Source organism: Kitasatospora sp. NPDC056184, assembly GCF_042268405.1.
Taxonomy (GTDB): Bacteria; Actinomycetota; Actinomycetes; order Streptomycetales; family Streptomycetaceae; genus Kitasatospora.
In genome coordinates, this window is sequence record NZ_JBHJUI010000010.1 from 280,220 (window position 1) to 297,626 (window position 17,407).

Annotated in this window: 10 protein-coding genes; 3 read left to right on the forward strand and 7 right to left on the reverse strand. The window is 76.9% G+C overall.

Annotation, left to right across the window (positions count from 1 at the left end):
* Positions 1-134 precede the first annotated feature (134 nt).
* Together ACFC0B_RS21865 and ACFC0B_RS21870 are read right to left on the reverse strand one after the other, a co-directional pair.
* Entirely contained in the window at positions 135-4,961 is a 4,827-nt protein-coding gene (locus ACFC0B_RS21865; protein ID WP_376088049.1) for a GEVED domain-containing protein, read from the reverse strand.
* 221 nt (positions 4,962-5,182) lie between these two features.
* Positions 5,183-5,755 (reverse strand): TetR/AcrR family transcriptional regulator, encoded by a 573-nt coding sequence (locus ACFC0B_RS21870; RefSeq protein WP_376088052.1) that lies wholly within the window; start codon positions 5,753-5,755, stop codon positions 5,183-5,185.
* Between the two features lie 134 nt (positions 5,756-5,889).
* Here ACFC0B_RS21870 and ACFC0B_RS21875 point away from each other — a divergent pair, with 134 nt between their 5' ends.
* Positions 5,890-6,318 (forward strand): nuclear transport factor 2 family protein, encoded by a 429-nt coding sequence (locus ACFC0B_RS21875; RefSeq protein ID WP_376088055.1) that lies wholly within the window; start codon positions 5,890-5,892, stop codon positions 6,316-6,318.
* A 9-nt stretch (positions 6,319-6,327) separates the two neighbouring features.
* Here ACFC0B_RS21875 and ACFC0B_RS21880 read toward each other — a convergent pair whose 3' ends face one another.
* The 3 genes from ACFC0B_RS21880 to ACFC0B_RS21890 all read right to left on the reverse strand — a co-directional run bounded on the left by ACFC0B_RS21880 (position 6,328) and on the right by ACFC0B_RS21890 (position 9,521).
* Positions 6,328-7,329, reverse strand: coding sequence for an alpha/beta hydrolase (locus ACFC0B_RS21880; protein WP_376088058.1), 1,002 nt, complete (start codon positions 7,327-7,329; stop codon positions 6,328-6,330).
* Positions 7,330-7,460: 131 nt separating this feature from the next.
* On the reverse strand, positions 7,461-8,666 hold the full coding sequence (locus ACFC0B_RS21885) for a serine hydrolase domain-containing protein (protein ID WP_376088061.1): 1,206 nt from the start codon (positions 8,664-8,666) through the stop codon (positions 7,461-7,463).
* A 294-nt stretch (positions 8,667-8,960) separates the two neighbouring features.
* The gene (locus ACFC0B_RS21890; protein WP_376088064.1) at positions 8,961-9,521 is read right to left on the reverse strand and encodes a hypothetical protein; all 561 of its coding nucleotides are present in this window, start codon (positions 9,519-9,521) and stop codon (positions 8,961-8,963) included.
* A 161-nt stretch (positions 9,522-9,682) separates the two neighbouring features.
* On the opposite strand from ACFC0B_RS21890, the gene ACFC0B_RS21895 reads away from it, so the two are divergent.
* Both ACFC0B_RS21895 and ACFC0B_RS21900 read left to right on the forward strand, forming a co-directional pair.
* On the forward strand, positions 9,683-10,366 hold the full coding sequence (locus ACFC0B_RS21895) for a hypothetical protein (RefSeq protein WP_376088067.1): 684 nt from the start codon (positions 9,683-9,685) through the stop codon (positions 10,364-10,366).
* Positions 10,367-10,409: 43 nt separating this feature from the next.
* Positions 10,410-14,507, forward strand: coding sequence for a CHAT domain-containing protein (locus ACFC0B_RS21900; RefSeq protein ID WP_376088070.1), 4,098 nt, complete (start codon positions 10,410-10,412; stop codon positions 14,505-14,507).
* Positions 14,508-14,518: 11 nt separating this feature from the next.
* Here ACFC0B_RS21900 and ACFC0B_RS21905 read toward each other — a convergent pair whose 3' ends face one another.
* Both ACFC0B_RS21905 and ACFC0B_RS21910 read right to left on the reverse strand, forming a co-directional pair.
* The gene (locus ACFC0B_RS21905; RefSeq protein WP_376088073.1) at positions 14,519-14,734 is read right to left on the reverse strand and encodes a hypothetical protein; all 216 of its coding nucleotides are present in this window, start codon (positions 14,732-14,734) and stop codon (positions 14,519-14,521) included.
* Positions 14,735-14,786: 52 nt separating this feature from the next.
* A complete protein-coding gene (locus tag ACFC0B_RS21910) occupies positions 14,787-17,309 on the reverse strand; it encodes an ABC transporter permease (RefSeq protein WP_376088076.1) in 2,523 nt (840 codons plus the stop codon).
* Positions 17,310-17,407 lie beyond the last annotated feature (98 nt).

The following is a 17,407-nucleotide window of genomic DNA, read 5'->3' on the forward strand; positions in this document are numbered from 1 at the left end:
GGGGGCCCCCCGGCGGGGGGGCGGGCGCCCCCCCCCCCCCCCCCCGCGGCCCGGGGGGGGGGGGGGCGGGGGGGGGGGGGGGGGGGGGGTCGGGGGGGGGGCCCCCCCCCCCCCCCCACGGGTCGGGGTGGCGGTTACTGCCTTCTGCGGCGGAGGCGGGTGGTCAGGAGGGTCAGGGCGGCGCCGGTGGTGAGGGTGGCGGCGGCCGCGGCGGCGGTGGTGGCGAGGTGGGAGCCGGTGTGGGGGAGGGAGGCGCGGGTGGTGGTGACGGTCGCCGTGGACGGGGGTGTCTCGACCCGCGGGCCGGCGGTCGCGCTCGCCGTGTTGGTGAGCGGGCCGCCCGCGGCGTCCTCCGCGCTGACGCGGTAGGCGGCGGCGCAGACCAGCCGCTCGCCGACCCCGAGGACCGCGGCGGGGCAGGAGACGGCGGAGAGCCGCCCGGAGCCGTTGAACGCGCCCTCCCGCACCGCGACGTCGTGCAGGGTGACGTTCCCCGTGTTGGTCAGCGTGAAGGAGTAGGTGACGGTCTCCCCGGCCGCCGCGCTGCCGCGGTCGGCGCTCTTGACGAGGCTCAGCCCCGGCGCCGGCGCGGCGGTGACGTCCGCCGTCGCGGGCGGGCTGTGCAGCGGGCTGCCGCCGGGCGGGGTGCCGAGCGCGACGGCGGTGTTGCGGACCACCCCCGCGTCCACGTCCGCCTGGGTGACGACGTAGGCGGTGGTGCAGATCAGCTGCTGCCCGGGCCGCAGCTCGCCCGACCCGGCCGGGCAGGCGATCGGCGGACGCTTGCCGGTGCCGGTGAACGCGGTCTCGACGGGGTGGACGCCGGTGAGCGTGACGTTGCCCGTGTTGGTGATCGTGTACGTGTAGACGACCTGCTCGCCGGCCTTGCCGACGCCGGTCGGGGCGGCCGCCTTCTCCAGGGTCAGCGCCGGCCGCGCGGTCTGCGGGACGGTCGCGGACGACGGCGGCGAGGTGACGGGCGCGCTGCCGCCGGGCGGGGTGCCGAGGGCGGCGGCGGTGTTGCGGACCACCCCCGCGTCCACGTCCGCCTGGCTGACCGTGTGCGTCGCCGTGCAGAGCACCTGCGCGCCGGGCGCCAGCGACGTCGCCGCGTCCGGGCAGACGGCCTGCGGGGCGGGCCCGGAGCCGGTCCACTCGGTCTCGTTCACGGTGACGCCGGTGAGCGTGACGTTGCCGGTGTTGGTCACCGCGTACGTGTAGGTGACGGTCTCCCCGACGACCAGCCGCTCCCGGTCGGCGGACTTGACCACGGTCAGCGCGGGCCTGCGGTCGGCGGTGACGGTGGTGCCGCCGGGCGGCGAGGTGACGGGGGTGGCTCTGCCGGGCGGGGTGCCGCCGGCGACGGCCGTGTTCTCGACCGAGCCGGCGTCGACGTCCGCCTGGGTGACGGTGTAGGTCGCGGTGCAGAGGAGGGTGCGTCCGGGCTCCAGCGTCATGCTGTCCCCGGGGCAGTTGAGCGGGGAGAGCGGCCCGGTGCCGGTGAAGGCGCCCTCGGTGACGGTGACGCCGGTGAGGGTGACGTTGCCGGTGTTGGTCACCGTGTAGGTGTAGGTGACGGTCTCCCCGGCGACCAGCCGCTGCCGGTCGGCGCTCTTCTCGACCACCAGGGACGGCCGCGGGACGAACGGCACCGCGGTGCTGCTCGGCGGTGAGGTGACGGGGGTGCCGCCGCCGGGCGGGGTGCCGCCGGCGGTCGCGGTGTTCTCGACCGAGCCGGCGTCGACGTCGGCCTGGGTGACGGTGTACTCGGCGGTGCAGGTGACCACCGCGCCGGGGGCGAGCGAGGCGGCCTCCGCCGGGCAGACGGCCCGCGGCGCCGGTCCGCGCCCGGTGAACGCCGTCTCGTCGACGCCCACCGCCGTCAGCGTCACATTGCCGGTGTTGGTGATCTCGAAGGCGTAGTGCAGCACCTCGCCGACCTGGAGCGCGCCGGTCTCGGCGGCCGTCTTGCGCAGCGTCAGGTGGGGCCGCGGCGGGGCCGTGACGGTGGCCGGGGCCTCGGGGGAGACCGGCCGGTCCAGCCCGGCGGGCGGGGTCGCGGTGGCGGTGGCGGTGTTGTCGATCCGCCCGGCGTCCACGTCGGCCTGGGTGACGACGTACCGCGCGGTGCAGGTGAGGACGGAGCCGGGGGCGAGCGGACTGCCCGGGCAGTCGACCTCGGGCGCCCCGCCGCTGCCGGTGAACGCCGTGTCGGTGACCTTGACGTCGGTGAGGGTGACGTTGCCGGTGTTGGTGACCGTGAACGTGTAGACGACCTGCTCGCCGGCCTTGCCGACGGTGGCCGGGTCGGCCTTCTTCACGAGGCCCAGGGCCGGCCGCGACTCGTGCGGGAGGATCACCGAGGACGGCGGCGAGGTGACGGGCGTGCCGCCGCCGGGCGGGACGCCGGTGGCCGTCGCCGAGTTGCGCAGGGTGCCGCGGTCGGCGTCCTGCTGGGTGACGGTGTAGTGCGCCGTGCACGTCACCGAGGCCCCGGGGGCGAGCGGGCCGCCGGGGCAGACGGCCTGCGGCGCGGGGCCGGAGCCGGTCCACTCGGTCTCGCCCACCGCGATCCCGGTGAGGGTGACGTTGCCGGTGTTGGTGACCGTGTAGGTGTAGGTGACGGTCTCCCCGGCGACCAACCGCTCCTTGTCGGAGGACTTGACGACGGTGAGCGCGGGCTCGCGGTCGGCGGTGACGGTGGTGCCGCCGGGCGGCGAGGTGACAGGCGTGCCGCCGCCGGGCGGGGTGCCGGTGGCGGTGGCGGCGTTGTCGATCCGCCCGGCGTCCACGTCCGCCTGGGTGACGGTGTACGTCGCCGTGCAGGTCGCCGAGCGGCCCGGTTCCAGCGTGGCGGGCGCGTTCGGGCAGGTGAGCGGGGAGAGCGGCCCGGTGCCGGTGAAGGCGCCCTCGTTGACGGTGACGCCGGTGAGGGTGACGTTGCCGGTGTTGGTCACCGTGTACGTGTAGGTGAGGGTCTCGCCGACGACCAGCCGCTGCTTGTCGGCCCGCTTGTCGACCTCCAGCGAGGGCCGCGGAGTGAACGGGACGACGGCGGTCGACGGATCGGAGGTGACGGGGGTGCCGCCGCCGGGCGGGGTGCCGGCGGCGGTCGCGGTGTTCTCGACCGAGCCGGCGTCCACGTCGGCCTGGGTGACGGTGTACTCGGCGGTGCAGGTGACCACCGCGCCGGGGGCGAGCGAGGCGGCACCCGCCGGGCAGACGGTCTGCGGCGGCGTGCCGCGTCCGGTGAAGGCCGTCTCGTCGACGCCCACCGCCGTCAGCGTCACATTGCCGGTGTTGGTGATCTCGAAGGCGTAGTGGAGCACCTCGCCGACCTGGAGCGCGCCGGTCTCGGTGACCGTCTTGCGCAGGGCCAGGCCCGGCCGCGGGGGCGCGGTGACGGTGGTGGAGGCCTCGGGGGAGACCGGTGGGTTCATGCCGGGCGGCGGGGTGCCGGTGGCGGTGGCGGTGTTGTCGATGCGTCCGGCGTCGACGTCCGCCTGCGTGGCGGTGTACGTCGCGGTGCAGGCCACCGAGGCGCCCGGGGCGAGGGTGCCGGGCGGGCAGACGACCTGGGGGGCGGTTCCGGTGCCGGAGAAGGACACCTCGTTCACGGCCGGGTCGGTGATCGCGAAGGTCCCGCTGTTGGTGACGGTGAACGTGTAGGTGATCCGCTCCCCGGCCCCGGCGATGGTGGCCGGATCGGCCGCCTTGGCCAGGGTGAGCGAGGGCGCCGGGGCGATGGTCAGCGGCCAGTCCTCGACCTCGCCGGAGTCGGCCATCCCGGTCGGGGCGTCCACGTCCGCCCGGTCGTACCCCAGGCGGAAGCGGCTCCAGGCCGGCCCGGCGACGACGCCCGCCGGCACCGTCCAGGTGAAGGTCACCGAGGCCTGGCCGGGTGCCACCGGTGAGGTGGCCCGCTCGGCGTCCCCGAAGACGCCGTCGCCGTTGAAGTCGATCCACGCCGCCGCGCGGGCCTGCGCGCCGATGCCCGCCACCGGGACCGTCACCGAGTACGGCCGGCCGGCCGTCCCGGCGGTCAGGGTGCCGAAGTCGGGGTCGAGGTCGTTCTCGTCGCCGTCCTTGCGGCAGGCCTGGGTGATCGAGGTGTCGGGGACGTCGGCGGTGACGTCCGGCCCGAGCGTCAGATCGCCGATGACGTGCGAGGCGTTGCCGTAGGAGGCGGGCGCGTTGGAGCAGTCGTCGCGGACGAGTGCGGACAGCGCCCAGGCGTCGCGGCCGTTGGTGGTCGAGTTCGGCCCGACGGCCACGGCCTCGGTGACGAAGTCGACGGCGAAGGTCAGCGAGGTGACCGTGCCCACCAGCGGTACGCTGCCGCAGCCCGCCCGCAGGGTGGCGTTCGCGTCCTGGCAGTTCGCCCGCGCGGTGCCGCTGCGGGGCCGGATCGTCCGCCCGGTGACCAGCAGGGTGGCGCCGGTGCTGACGGGGCCGATGGCGGCGGGGCGGTCCGAACCGGTGAGGGTCAGTTGGGAGTACGTGCCGGAGGTGAGGCCGCCGGAGCCGTTGACCCCGGCGCCCAGGCCGGCGAGGTTGAGCACCGGGTCGCGCACGGGGTGCTCGAAGGTGACGGTGAGCGTGCCCGCGGGGCAGACGGAGTCGGCCGGGCAGTTCTGCGCCGGCAGCGTCTGCACCTGGATCGCGTAGGCCCGCGAGGGGTCCACCGGCGGTTGGTAGTGCGCGGAGGCGGGGCTGCCGATGGAGCTCAGGGTGAGGCCGTTCTGGACCTCGATGTTGCCGGTGACGGCCGCCCGCACCGACAGTCCCGAGGGGAACGGGAGGTCGCGGTGGCCGTTGAAGCCCGGGCTGCCCGAACCCGGTCCGCTCGGCGCCTCGTAGGCGAGCGCCGGCGCGGCCCCGAGGACCACGGCGAGTGCGGCGAGCAGGGCGGCCAGGGCCCGGACGGGGGAGGGGCTCGGAGGTCTGCCGGTTCGGGACATGCTGCTGTACCACCTGTCGGACGGACGCGCCATGGGGGGAGGTGGTGGCCGCCGGGGCGTTCTGCCCGCGCGTCGGCCGCTCACCAGGGGTGACGCTTCCAGCGCGCACGGGCTTGTGGCCGGAGCAACGCGGGAGGTTCGCCCGGCCGGGTGCAGCCGTCCGGGTTCGCCCGGCCGGGCGTGCGGGACCTGCGCGGGGCCCGGCGGGGCCCGCGCCGCCGTCAGTGCGGCCGCAGGCCGGTGAGGACCACCTCCAGGACGCGTGCGCGGGCGGCCGGGTCGGGGCCCAGCTGCTCCAGGGCGGCGTTGGCGCCGACCAGCAGGGCGAGGAGCTCCGGCAGGGTCAGCTCCGGGCGGACGGCGCGGGCGCGCTGGGCGTCGCGCAGGAGGTCGGCCAGCAGCTCGCGGATCGCGGCCGAGGGGCCGCGCAGCGAGGTGTGGACGTCGATCCCGGCCGCCGCGAGGGCCTCGGCGAAGGCGGTCTTGCCGACCGACTGCTCGGCGATCAGCCGGAAGCAGGCGAACAGGGCGTCGGCGGGACCCGACTCGGCGGCGGCCCGGGCCGCCCCGGCCGCGATCACCTCCAGCCGGCGCACCATCACCGCCTCCAACAGGGCCTCCTTGGTGGGGAAGTGCCGGAACAGCGTGCCGACCCCGACGCCGGCCGCGCGGGCGATCTCCTCGGTCGGCACGCCGACGCCCCGGGTGGTGAACACCTCGGTGGCGGCGTCCAGCAGCTTGGCCCGGTTGCGGGCCGCGTCCGCCCGGAGCGGGCGGTCCTGAGTGCCGCTCAATTCTCCAACTCCCCTTCGTCGACGGCGGAAACGACGGACCTCCGCCCCTGGACAAGCGGAGCGGCGAGTCCGTATGGTCTAAACGGAGTCGCTGGTCCGGTTCCGGCGGCCGTGCATCGTTCCGGAGGTTGATCATGTCCGAAACACGGTCACCGCGCGAGGTGTTCCACGCGCTGCTCGACGGCATCACGGCGGGGCGGTTCGCCGAACTGGACGGGCTCTACGCCGAGGACGCCGTGGTGGAGATGGTGTTCGCGCCGGTCGGCCCGCGTCGGGTGGAGGGGCGGGCGGCCCTGCGGGAGCGGTTCCTCGCCGTCGGCGAGCACTCGCCGCTGGAGCTGGCCGCCCGCGACGTCGTGGTCCGCGCGACCGACGACCCCGAGGTGGTCGTCGCCGAGTGGGACTACCGCGCCCGCCACCGCACCACCGGGCGGGAGCTGACGGTGGCCAACCTCCAGGTGCTGCGCGCCCGGGACGGCCTCGTCGTGCACAGCCGGGACTTCCACGACCACGCCGCCCTCGCCGACCTGCTCGGCACTCCGCCGCAGCCGGCCGCGGAGTGACCGGAGACCTCAGCGCGCGAGGATCCGGCGGAGCCAGCGGATCCGCGCCTCACGGGCGTCCCGGCTGAGCGCCGCTCCGGGCGCGAAGGTGTCGAAACCGTGGAACGCGCCCGGCCAGACGTGCAGTTCGGCCTCGCCGCCGGCCCGCCAGAGCGCGTCGGCGTACGCCACGGCCTCGTCGCGGAAGGTCTCGGCCGAGCCCACCTCGACGTAGGCCGGGGGCAGTCCCGAGCGGTCCGCCGCCCGCGCCGGGGCCGCGTACGGCGGCAGGTCCGGGGCGCCCCGGCGTTCGCCCAGCGCGGCCCGCCAGGCGGTCGCGTTGGAGGTCCGGTCCCAGGTGTCGTGGCCGGCCAACTGGTGGGCGGAGAAAGTGTCGTTGCGGTCGTCGAGCATCGGGCTGAGCAGCAGCTGTCCGGCCGGGACCGGACCGCCGCGGTCACGGGTCAACAGGGCGAGCGCCGCCGCGAGGCCGCCGCCCGCGCTCTTGCCCCCGACGACGATCCGCCCGGCGTCGACGCCCAGCCGGTCCGCGTGCCCGGCCGTCCAGCGGAGCCCGGCGAAGCAGTCCTCCACCGCCGCCGGGTACCGCGCCGCCGGTGCCAGGCGGTACTCGACGGAGACCACGGCGAGGCCCAGCGGCTCAGCCAACTCCCGCAGCAGGCGCGGGAGTACGGACCAGGCGTTGCCCGTGACCAGCCCGCCGCCGTGCAGGTAGTAGAGCAGCGGCAGCGCCCCGCCCGCCCCGGCGGGCCGCGCGCTCACCAGCCGAACGCCCCGCGCGTCCAGCTCCGCCACCTCGAACCGTCCGCCGTCGCGCAGCGCCGCCACGGTGGGCCGGGGGCGGGCGGCGGCGTCCCGCTCCTGCCACGCGGCGAGGTTCTCCGGGGTGAGCGGCTGCCGGGCGCCCGCCCCCGCGGCCGTCAGCGCGGCCCGCAGCTCCGGATCGAACGGAGGGGGAGGCGCGGCCCGGCCGTCCGCCGCCCCGCCGTCCCCCGCAGGACCGTCCCCCATGAACGCCCCCTCACCTACCCGCCGGACGCCCCGGCGGCACCCGCCTGCCCAGCTTGGCAGCTCCGCCCCCGGCCGCGGGGCCGGAGCGGGGAATCGGCCCGTCCGGCCTCCCGCTCCGGCACCCGGGGCTGTCAGCGCGACGGGAGGTCGTAGACGTGGTCGGGCGTGACGATGCCCGTGATGGCCCGGCCCAGCAGGGTGCTGGGTTCGGCGCCGTCGACGGTGACGTCGGAGTTGAGCAGCACGACCAGGGTCGCGCGCTCCTCCGGCAGGTAGACGGTGAGGTTCTGGTAGCCGAACAGCGAGCCGGCGTGGCCGGTCCAGCCGTGGATGTTGAAGATCCCGAGCCCGTACCCCGTGTCGGTGACGCCGGTGGGCAGGAAGTCGAGGCGCTGCGCCTGCGTCCCGGGCGACAGCAGCGTGCCGGTGGCGAGGTCCCTCGCCCACCGGCCGAGGTCGCGCAGGTCGGAGACCAGCGCGCCCGACGCCCAGGACGACGACGGGCTCCAGTGCGTGGAATCGGTGACCTCGCCGTTGGCGGTCTGGTTGGTGTAGCCGTGGGCGTACGGCGCGGGGAGCTCGGTGCCGTGCGGGAAGACGGTGCGCCGCAGCCCGCTGGGCGCGATGACCCGGCCCTGGACGAAGTCCTCCAGGCTCCGGCCGCTCACCCGCTCGACCAGCCGGCCCAGCAGGAGGTAGTTGGTGTTCGAGTACCGGAAGCGCTCGCCCGGCGTGAACTCGTTGTCGTGCCGGTAGGCGTACGGGAGCAGTTCCTCGGGCGTGAAGACCCGCTGGGGGTCGTCGAGGAACGCGGCGATGAAGTCGGTGTCCTCGGTGTAGTCGGGCAGGCCGCTGCGCATGTCGAGCAGGTCGCGCACCCGGATCTCCTCGCCGCCCGGGACGCCGTCGAGGTACGCCGCGATCGGGTCGTCGAGGCCGACCAGGCCCTCGTCCACCAGCTGCAGCACGGCGGTGGCGGTGAAGGTCTTGGTCACGCTGCCGATCCGCACGGTCATCCGGTCCGTCATGGGCGCGCCGGTCTCCTTGTCGGCGACGCCGAAGGCCCGCAGGTAGGCGCCCCGGCCGGGCATCCACAGGCCGACCTGCACGCCGGGGATGCCCGCCTGCCGCATCACCCGCTGGATCGCCGCGTCGAGCTGCTTCTGGAGCGCCGGGCTCAGTTCGGGGGTGCCGCCGGCGTCCCCGGCGGCCGTGGCGGCTGCCGTGGTCACGGGCGCGGGTCCGGCGGCCGGTGCGGCGCCGAGCGTCAGCGGCACGAGCGTGGCGACGGCGAGCACGGCCGCGGCGAGCGCGCGGGTCGGGGAGCGTCTTCTCATGGTGCGGGGCCTCTCTGCGGTTCGGAGGGGGTCTGCTGAGCCGATCGTCGGCGACGACCGGCCGACGGGCCGTCCGTCCGAGGCACGGGCCGGGTGAAAGGACCGGTGTTCCATCCGATCGGCCCTGCGAACGGTCCCGTCGACGGGTCAGCCGCCCGCCGGACGGCGTTGCGATCGGCGCAGCGCCGGGAGCTGTAGCGGCGGCGCCCGCCCTCGGCCTGCTCCGCTACACGACCGGCGGCTACACCCCCGCCCGGACAGTCCTCGCGGCCGCCACCGCCCTGGCCGCGGCCCTCACCGTCCGGGCCTGGCCGCCGGGGTGGCCCAGGCCGCGAGGGCGGCGAAGTCCCCGGCGGTGAGGCCGATCCGGGGGTCGACCCGGTGGAGCAGGGCCGGGCCGCCGTGGTGCGCGCGGACCCAGGCGCGGTCCGCGTCGGTGATCTGGTCGTCCACCCAGGCGAACGGCCGGCCGGCCGCCCACGCGACGATGTCGGGCGTCTTCCAGAACACCCCTCCGTCCGGCTGCGGTCGGGGCTCGGACCAGGTGATGACGGGGAGCGCGGGAAGTCCCAGCAGGGGCGCGAGGAAGTCGTTGGCCTCGTGTTCCCACGTCGTCGCCCACACGAGGTCGAACGGCAGCGCGGCCAGGGCGGGCCCGTGCTCCGGGTCGAGCCAGACGCGCAGGGGTTTGGCGGGCTTGTCGGGAAGCCCGTAGGCGGTCAGCCGGCGGCGCTCGGCGGCCTCCCAGCGCGGCGTCAGCAGCCGGTGCGTGCCGTAGCCCTCGGGGCGCCGGTGGGGCTTGGCCGCGTACGGGTTGAGCGGTCCGTCGACGTCCAGCAGCAGCGGCGGTCGCATCGTGCACCCCCTCGGTGTCGTCCGTGCACCGTAGCGGCCGGAGGGCGGTGCGACCAGCGGATTTCCGCCTCCCCGAGGGGCTGTCCCCTCGGCCGTGACGAGCCGTGTGATAGCGTCGCTCCCTTCTCCGGTACGCCGGATGAGGTCCTCCGCAGGTGCCCGTGACCACACCTTCCCAGCATCTCCAGACCGCGCTCGACGCGCTCGACGCCGCCTTCGCGCCGCTCTCCGAGACCCCGTTCACCGTCGGCGGCTGCACGTCCTGCTACACCGGGGCCGATCTCGAAGCCCTCGCGGGCCCCGTGCACGGGGTGCCGGACGAGCTGGTCCCCTCCGTCGCCGCCGAAGTGGCCGACCACTGGGACGACTTCGCCGCCCTGTACCGACGGATGACACCCCGGATCGTCCGCCTCCTGGTCACGGGCCGGCTGCACGTCGACCACGGGCTGGTCGCCTCCCGGCTGCTCGCGGCCGGCTGGCAGGACTGGCCGGCACCGGAACGGCGGGCGCTGGAGCGCGTCTGGGGGGCCTGGTGGCGGTCGACCCTGCACGCGTACCCGGCCGTCGACTCCGTCACCGCCGTCCTGGAGGCGGTCTCCGTCAGCACGGGAAGCCTCGCGCCGTGGCTGGCCGTCTGGGCCGGAACCCGGACCGAGGCGGCGGACCGCCACCTCGACGACGCGCTCGACGAGTGGCTGGTGGAGTGGGGCATCGCGGATCTCCGGCTCGGCTTCTACGACGAACTGCCCGCCGGGCCGGAGCTGGTGAGCTGGCTGCTCTCGCTGGAGGCGGGCCGGATCGGCGCCGCCCAGCTCTTCGAGGTCGAACGCATCGCGTACTGCTGAGGTCGGCGGTCGGGGGAACGGCGGGGACGGGGAGGGGAGTCCGGTGGCGGTGGAGGACGAGGCGCGGGCGCTGCTCGGGCGGGGGCGGCGGCTGCTGGAGGAGCACGACGCGGCCGACGACCCGCGGCGGGCCGCCCTGGCGTTGTCCGGGGCGCTCACGGCGTTCTCGGCGGCGCGCAGGATGGTGGAGGAGGCGGGGGCCGGTGGGCCGGCGGGGACGCCGGCCGAGGCACGGTTCCTGGTCGGGGTGACGCTCTCGGCGCGCTACTGGAAGGCCGTCGGGCAGCCCGAGTTCACCGAGGACGAGGGGATCCGCGGCGCCGTGCTCGCCGAACGGGCCGAGGCGGTCGATCTGTTGACGCTCACGGTGGCCGCGTACGACCGGGGCGCGCCGGAGTGGGCGGAGGCGGCCCTGCAGCTCGGGATCCTGCTGCACGCGCGCTTCGAGGACGGTGCGACCGCCGGCGTCGCCGATCCGACGGCCCGTCCGGACGACCTGGACCGGGCGATCGAGGCCCTGCGGCTGAGCTGCCCCGTCCCGGTGCCACCCGGCCCCTGGTCGGCGGCCGGGGAGGACGAGGCCGGGGCAGCGCAGGCCGCGTACGAGGCGCAGCACCCCGCGGCGCTCGCCACCCTCGGCTGCGCCCTCGCCGACCGCGCCGGGCGCGAGCACGCCGCGGCCGACCGTGCGGCCGCCGACGCCGTGCTGCAGGGCTTCCTCGACCGGTTCCACCCGGCGCCGTGGAGCGGGCCCGGCGGTCCGGACGGAGCGGAGGATCTCGCGGACCCGATCGAGCTGGAGGTGCGCGGGCGCCTCGTCCGGCTGCTGCTGGACGAGCCGGAGGGGGGCACGGACGCGCGGGGCCCCGACCGGGCCGTCGCCCACCTGGAGAGGATCGTGGCCGCCACCGCTCCCAGCTCCCCCCACCGGCTGCCCGCCGCCCTGCGCCTGGTCGGCCTGTACTGTTCCGGAGGCGACGGGGACGGCGACACCGCCCATCAGCTCGACCGGCTGCGCGAACTGCGCGGGCTCTTCCCGCCCGAGCATCCGCTCGGCGGGACGGTGCGCTGGCTGCTCGGTGACACCCTCTCCGGCCTCTCTCAGCGGAAGGGGTACACCGCGAGCGCCGAGGCCCGCGAAGGTGTCGAGGTGCTGCGCGAGGGCGTGGCGGGCATGGCCGAGGACGACCCGGTGCGGCCCGCCGCGCACGGGGTGCTCGGCACGCTCGTCAACGCGCTGCGCCAGCACGAGCCGCAGGCGTACGGCGTCGAGGAGGCCCTGCACCACCTCACCCGGGCGCTGGACACCATGCAGGAGGAGGAGTTGGGCGGCCTGCACCGCGGCGACGTCCTCCACCACCTCGCCCACGCCACCTTGGCGAAGGACGAGTTCTCCACCGACCGGGCCGAGTTGGACCGGGTGATCGGCCTGCTCGACGCCGCCCGCGCGCGGTCCTCGCCGGACAGCCGCCGACCCGGCCACCACCCGGACGGCTCGCTGGCGGCGGCGATGGGCAAGCGGTTCGCGCTCACCGGCGCCGTCGGCGACCTCGAAGCGGCGATCCGCCACCAGCGCGCCGCGTTCCGCCGGGCGGACCCGGACGACGCCAACCGGGTGGTCTACCTGGAGAACCTCTCCGTCAACCTCTACCAGCGCTACGTCGCCGCCGGTGATCCGCGGGACCTGGAGGCCAGCCGCCGCTACACCGAGGAGGTGCTCGCCCATCTGTCGGTCGCCGAACACGCGGGTCTGGAAAGGCTCGTGGCCACCGAGCGGCCGATTCTCGAACGGACCAGGGTGCTGCTGGAGTTCCAGGAGACCGCGGCAGCCAGTGACGTCCCCGGCATGGTCCGGGCGGTGGAGGCGCTGGAGCAACTGGTCGCGGCCGTGCCCGAGGACGACCCGCTGCGGCTGCCGGCCCTCGGCGACCTGGGCGCGGCCCTGTTCGTCCTCGCGCTCCACGGGCGGACGGACCTGCTGGCGAGGGCGATCGGACTGATGACGGAGGCGGCGGAGCGGACCCCGGCGGGGCACCTGTACAAGCCGTTCCTGCGCCTGCGGGCCGCCGCCGCCCTCGGGGCGCTCGCCATGGGCGGTACGGAGGCCTCGTTCTCCGAGCACCGGGCCGAGACCGCCCTGCGGTACCTCGACGACTTCCTCACCGACACCGGAGCCGACCCGGCCGGCCTGGAGGGCTCCCGTGCCCACCTGATGCGGGCGGTCCTGCTGCTCGCGCGCTACCGGCGCGCGGGCCGGCCGGAGGACGCCGCCGGGGCGCTGGCCGCGGCCGGCGCCGTTCGCGAAGGGCTGCGGCACGGGGCGCCGACCCAGTTGCTGGCGGCGGCGACCTGGATCACCGCCGTGGCCCACCGCGCGCGGCTCGGTCCGGGGGACCGGCAGGCCGCCCACGAGGCCGGGCTGGCCACCTTGCGGCAGACGGCCGCCGCCACCCTGCTCCAGGCATCGGCGGCCCCGGCCCTCGTGCTGGCCCGGGAGAGCGCGACCCGCGCGTTGACCATCGCCCGCTGGCACCTCGCCGACAGGGAGGAGGCGCCAGGGGGCGCCGATTCCGATCTGCCAGCCGCCGTCGCCGTGCTGGAACTGGGCCGGGGCCTCGTCCTGCACGCCTCCACCGCCACCACCGACGTCCCGGACCTGCTGCGCGCCGCCGGACATCCGGACCTCGCGGACGCGTGGCTGTCCGGCGGCACCCACCGGGACGGACCGGCCGCCGACGCCTTCGGATTCGACGCCCTGCTCGGCCTGCCCGGAACCCTGCTCGACTCGCTCCCCGGCGGCGCCGACATCCCCGTCCCGGACGACCTGCGCCGCCGCGCCCTCACCGCCCTCGCCGCCTCCCCGGCCGGGGAGGCGCTGATGGGGCCGCTGCCGCTGGAGGAGATCGCCCGCAGCCTGCGCGCGGCCGGCGCGGACGCCCTGGTCTACCTGCTGCCGCCGGGCGCCGGACGCAGCGGCGACGCCCTGCTGATCACGGCTGCCGAAGGCGGTGCCGCGCACCTGCTGCCGCTCACCCTGGTCAGCTCCGAAGCGCTCGGACGGGGTGGCCCGTTGGCGTCCTACCGGCACGCGCACCGCGACCGGCAGGCCACCCTCGACACCCTGCCGCCCCGCCACCCGGAACGGGCCGCCGCCCGGCGCCGCTGGCAGGCCACCCTCGCCGAACTCTGCGACTGGGCGGGCACCGCGGCGCTGCGCCCGCTGCTGCGCCACCCCGCGCTGCGGGCCGCCGTCCGGCGCGGCCCGCAGGCGCCGCCGCGGCTGGTCCTGGTGCCGTTCGGCGAGCTCGGCGGCATCCCCTGGCACGCGGCGCTGCTGAGCAGCGGGCTGCGGGACGGCGGCCGGCCGGTGCGGGCCGTGGAGCGGGCGGCGATCTCGTACGCGGCCTCCGCGCGGCAGTTCTGCGAGGTGGTCCGCCGGCCGCGGCTGCCGCTGGCCGAGCGGCCGGTGATCGTCGGGGACCCGACCAGGGAGCTGATGTTCGCCGAGGCCGAGGCCGAGTACCTGCACGCCGACCACTACCCGCACGGCACGCTGCTCGGCTACGTCGAGGACGCGGTGGGGGCGGGCACGCCGGCCGAGGTGCTGGCGGCGCTGCCCGCGCCCGGGCGGGCCGGGGCGTCCGTCCTCCATCTGGCCTGCCACGCGCTGCCGTCGGAGCGTTCGCCGCTGGACGCCTACCTCGGTCTGGCACCCGACCCGCGGGCTGCGGACCGGCTGGGGCGGCTGCCGGTCGGCGACATCCTGCGCCAGGCCCAGGGCCGGCCGCCGGACTCACCGGGCGGCCTGGTCGTGCTGGACGCCTGCGTCAGCGACCACACCGGCGGGGACGTGGACGAGGCGCTGACGCTCTCCAGCGCCTTCCTCGCCGCCGGGGCGACGGGGGTGGTCGGCTCGCGCTGGGAGGTGGTGGACGACATGGTGTGCGTGCTGATGTACGTCCTCCACGGCCGCCTCGCCGCGGGGGACCCGCCGGCCGAGGCGCTGCGGCGCACCCAGCTGTGGGCCCTGGACCCGGACCGAAGCCTGCCGCCGGGCGCGCCGCCCGAGCTCGTCTCGCTGGCCCGCCGCGACCCCGGTGCGCTCGACGTCTGGGCGGCCTTCGTCTACCAGGGCGGCTGACGGGCGCGCCGTCAGGGGAGGTCGTGGGCGCCGGCGGTTCCGGCGAGGTCGGCGGCCGCGGCGAGCAGGGCGGCGGCCTCGTCGCGCCGGTCCTGCTGGGTGGCGAGGTGTCCGGGGCCGGCCGGGTCGGCCGCCCCGCCGGGCGGGAAGCCGAGTCCCCTCCGCAGGCGGGTGGACTCCTCCAGCCGGCCGCGGGCCAGGGCGAGTTCGGTCTCGGCCTCGTCCAACCCCTGCTCGACGCAGGAAGCCCTGGTCGTGCGCCGATCGTGGCCGCGCTCGCTACGTCGTGCGCATGGCGGCGACGGCGGTCATCCGGGCGACCCGGCGGGCGGGGAGGACGGCGGCGGCCAGGCCGGTCAGGACGGTGAGGGCGACGGCGCCGAGGACGGGGAGGACGGGCGGGCCGCCGAGGGTGCCGAGGGTGGCGGTGACGGAGCGGGCGCCGGCCCAGCCGTAGCCGAGGCCGAGGGCGGTGCCGAGCAGGGCGGTGGCGAGGGAGAGCAGCAGCGCCTCCAGGGTGAGCATCCGGCGCAGTTGGGTGCGGGTCATCCCGATGGCGCGCAGCATGCCGATCTCCCGGGAGCGTTCGCTGATGCTGAGGACGAGCGCGGCGGCGACGCCGAGGCCGGCGATGACGACGGAGAAGCCGAGCAGGGCCATCGAGATCAGCATCATCCGGTCGAGCAGCGAGCGCAGGCTCTCGGCCTGGGCGGCGGTGTCGGTGACGGTGAGTCCCGGGTGGGCGGCGAGGGCGCGGTCCACGGCGCGGCGGGCGGTGGGGCGGTCGGTGCCGGGGGCGGGGGTGATCCAGAGGGTGGTGGCGGGGGCGCCGGGGGCGATCCGGTCGAGGGTGGCCGGGGTGACCAGCAGGGTGGCGCCGCTCTGGAGGGCGAACGGGAGGGGGCTGCGGCCGGGTTCGACGCGCAGGGCGCTGTCGGGGCGGCCGTCGGCGCCGGCCACGGTGAGGGTGCGGCCGTCGTCGAGGCCGCCGAGGGCGGTGGCGTCGGTCAGGGCGCGGGCGCGGTCGAGGTCGTCGGCGGTGGGGTTGAGCCGGGCGGGGTCGGCGGCGGCGACCACGGTGTCGCGGCCGTCGACGCGGACGGTGGCCGAGCGGACCGGTGTGACGGAGAGTTCGCGCGCTCCGGTGAGCGCCGTGAGCGCCCCGGCGGGCACGGCGCTTCCGGCCGGGCCTCCGGCGCTCCCCACGGCGCTCGTCGCCGAGAACACGCCGGGCTGGCGGGCGGAGACCAGGGGCACCAGCGAGTTGGAGGTGATCTCCAGCGTGGTGACGGCGCCGACCATCATGGTCACCCCGAGCAGCAGCGCGGAGCCGGTGGCGCCGGTGCGCAGCGGGTTGCGGCGCAGCTGCTGGGTGGCGAGCCGGCCGGCGGTGCCGCCGAGCCGGCGGGCCGGGGCGCCGAGCAGGGCGACGGTGGCGGGCAGCAGCCGGTGGGCGAGCCGCAGGACGCCGAAGAAGCTCGCGATGGCGCCGACGGTGACGGCGAGCAGCGAGAGCGGCGGCGCGGCGAGCGTGCCGGCCACCACCAGCGCGGTGCCCGCCACCAGCAGGAACACCGCCCACGCGGTGGCCCGCAGACGCGTGCCGGCGCCGCCCGTGGTGCCGTGCCCGCCGGCGTCGAGCGCGGCGATCGGCGGGACGGCGGAGGCGGCCTTGGCGGGGCCGCGGACCGCGAGCAGGGTGAGCAGGACGCCGAACAGCGCGGCGAGGGCGCAGACCAGCGGCGAGGGGGTGAGCGAGAGGTGGACCGGGCCGAGGTCGGCGGTGGCGGCGACGGCCTGGCCGGCGGCGCAGACGCCGAGGCCGAGCAGGACTCCGGCGGCGGAGGCGCCCGCGCCGAGCAGCAGGCCCTGACGGCGGATCATCCGGCGGACCTGGGCGCGGTCGGCGCCGATGCAGCGCAGCAGCGCCAACTGGCGGGTGCGCTGGGCGAGCACGACGGTGAAGGTGTTGCCGACGACCATCCGGGCGACCGCGAGCGCGATCAGCACGAAGGAGAGCGCGGCGACCAGCACCACGCCGTACAGGGTGCCGCTCGCCCGGGTGGCGTTCCGCACGGAGACCTCCCGGGTGTGCACCTCGGGGGCGGTGCCGCCGGTGCCGAGCGCCTCGCGCAGCGCGTCGACGGTGCGGGTCGCGGAGGTGCCGGGGGAGAGGCGCAGGTCGAGCTGTTCCGCGGCGGCGCCGACGGCGTACCGGCCGACGGCGCTCTCGGGGACGCCGATGACGGGGTGTCCGGAGAGGCTGGGGGCGCCGCGGCCGTCGAGGGTGCCGGTGAGCCGGGCGGTGGTGGGGGCGCCGTCGGCCCCGGTGAGCCGGACGTCCGCGCCGGGGCGGACGCCGAGGCGCTGCGCTGTGTCGGCGTCGAGCAGCACCTCGCCCGGTCCGGTGGGCCACTGCCCGGACGTGAGCAGCTGCCAGCGCAGGGCGGGGTCGGCGGCGACGGCGCTGACCGCCGCGTCCGCGTCGAGCGGGCGGCCGTCGGCGGTCAGCAGCCCGCCGCGGCCGGTGAGGCGCGGGGCGAGCGCGGCGACCCCGGGCACCTGCCGGGCGCGCTCGGCGGCGGCGGTGTCGAGTCCGCCGCCGGCGAGCGGGCGGGTGATCTGGACGTCCGCGGGGCCGACCTCGGCGGCCGCGGACTGGCTGAAGGAGTCGACCAGGGCGCCGCTGCCGCTGACCGAGGCGATGAGGAAGGCCACGCCGAGGGCGATGGCGGCTCCGCTGAGGACGAGCCGGCGCAGCTGCCCGCGGAGCTCGGCGAGGGTGTGGCGGTAGGTGGTCATCGTTCCCGGTCTGTCGTCGCGCGGCCGGTGGCCGGCCCGTTCTCGCTGGTCACCGGCGGTGTCCCCGGTGATCGGCTTCGAGCCTAGGGGCCGGGTCG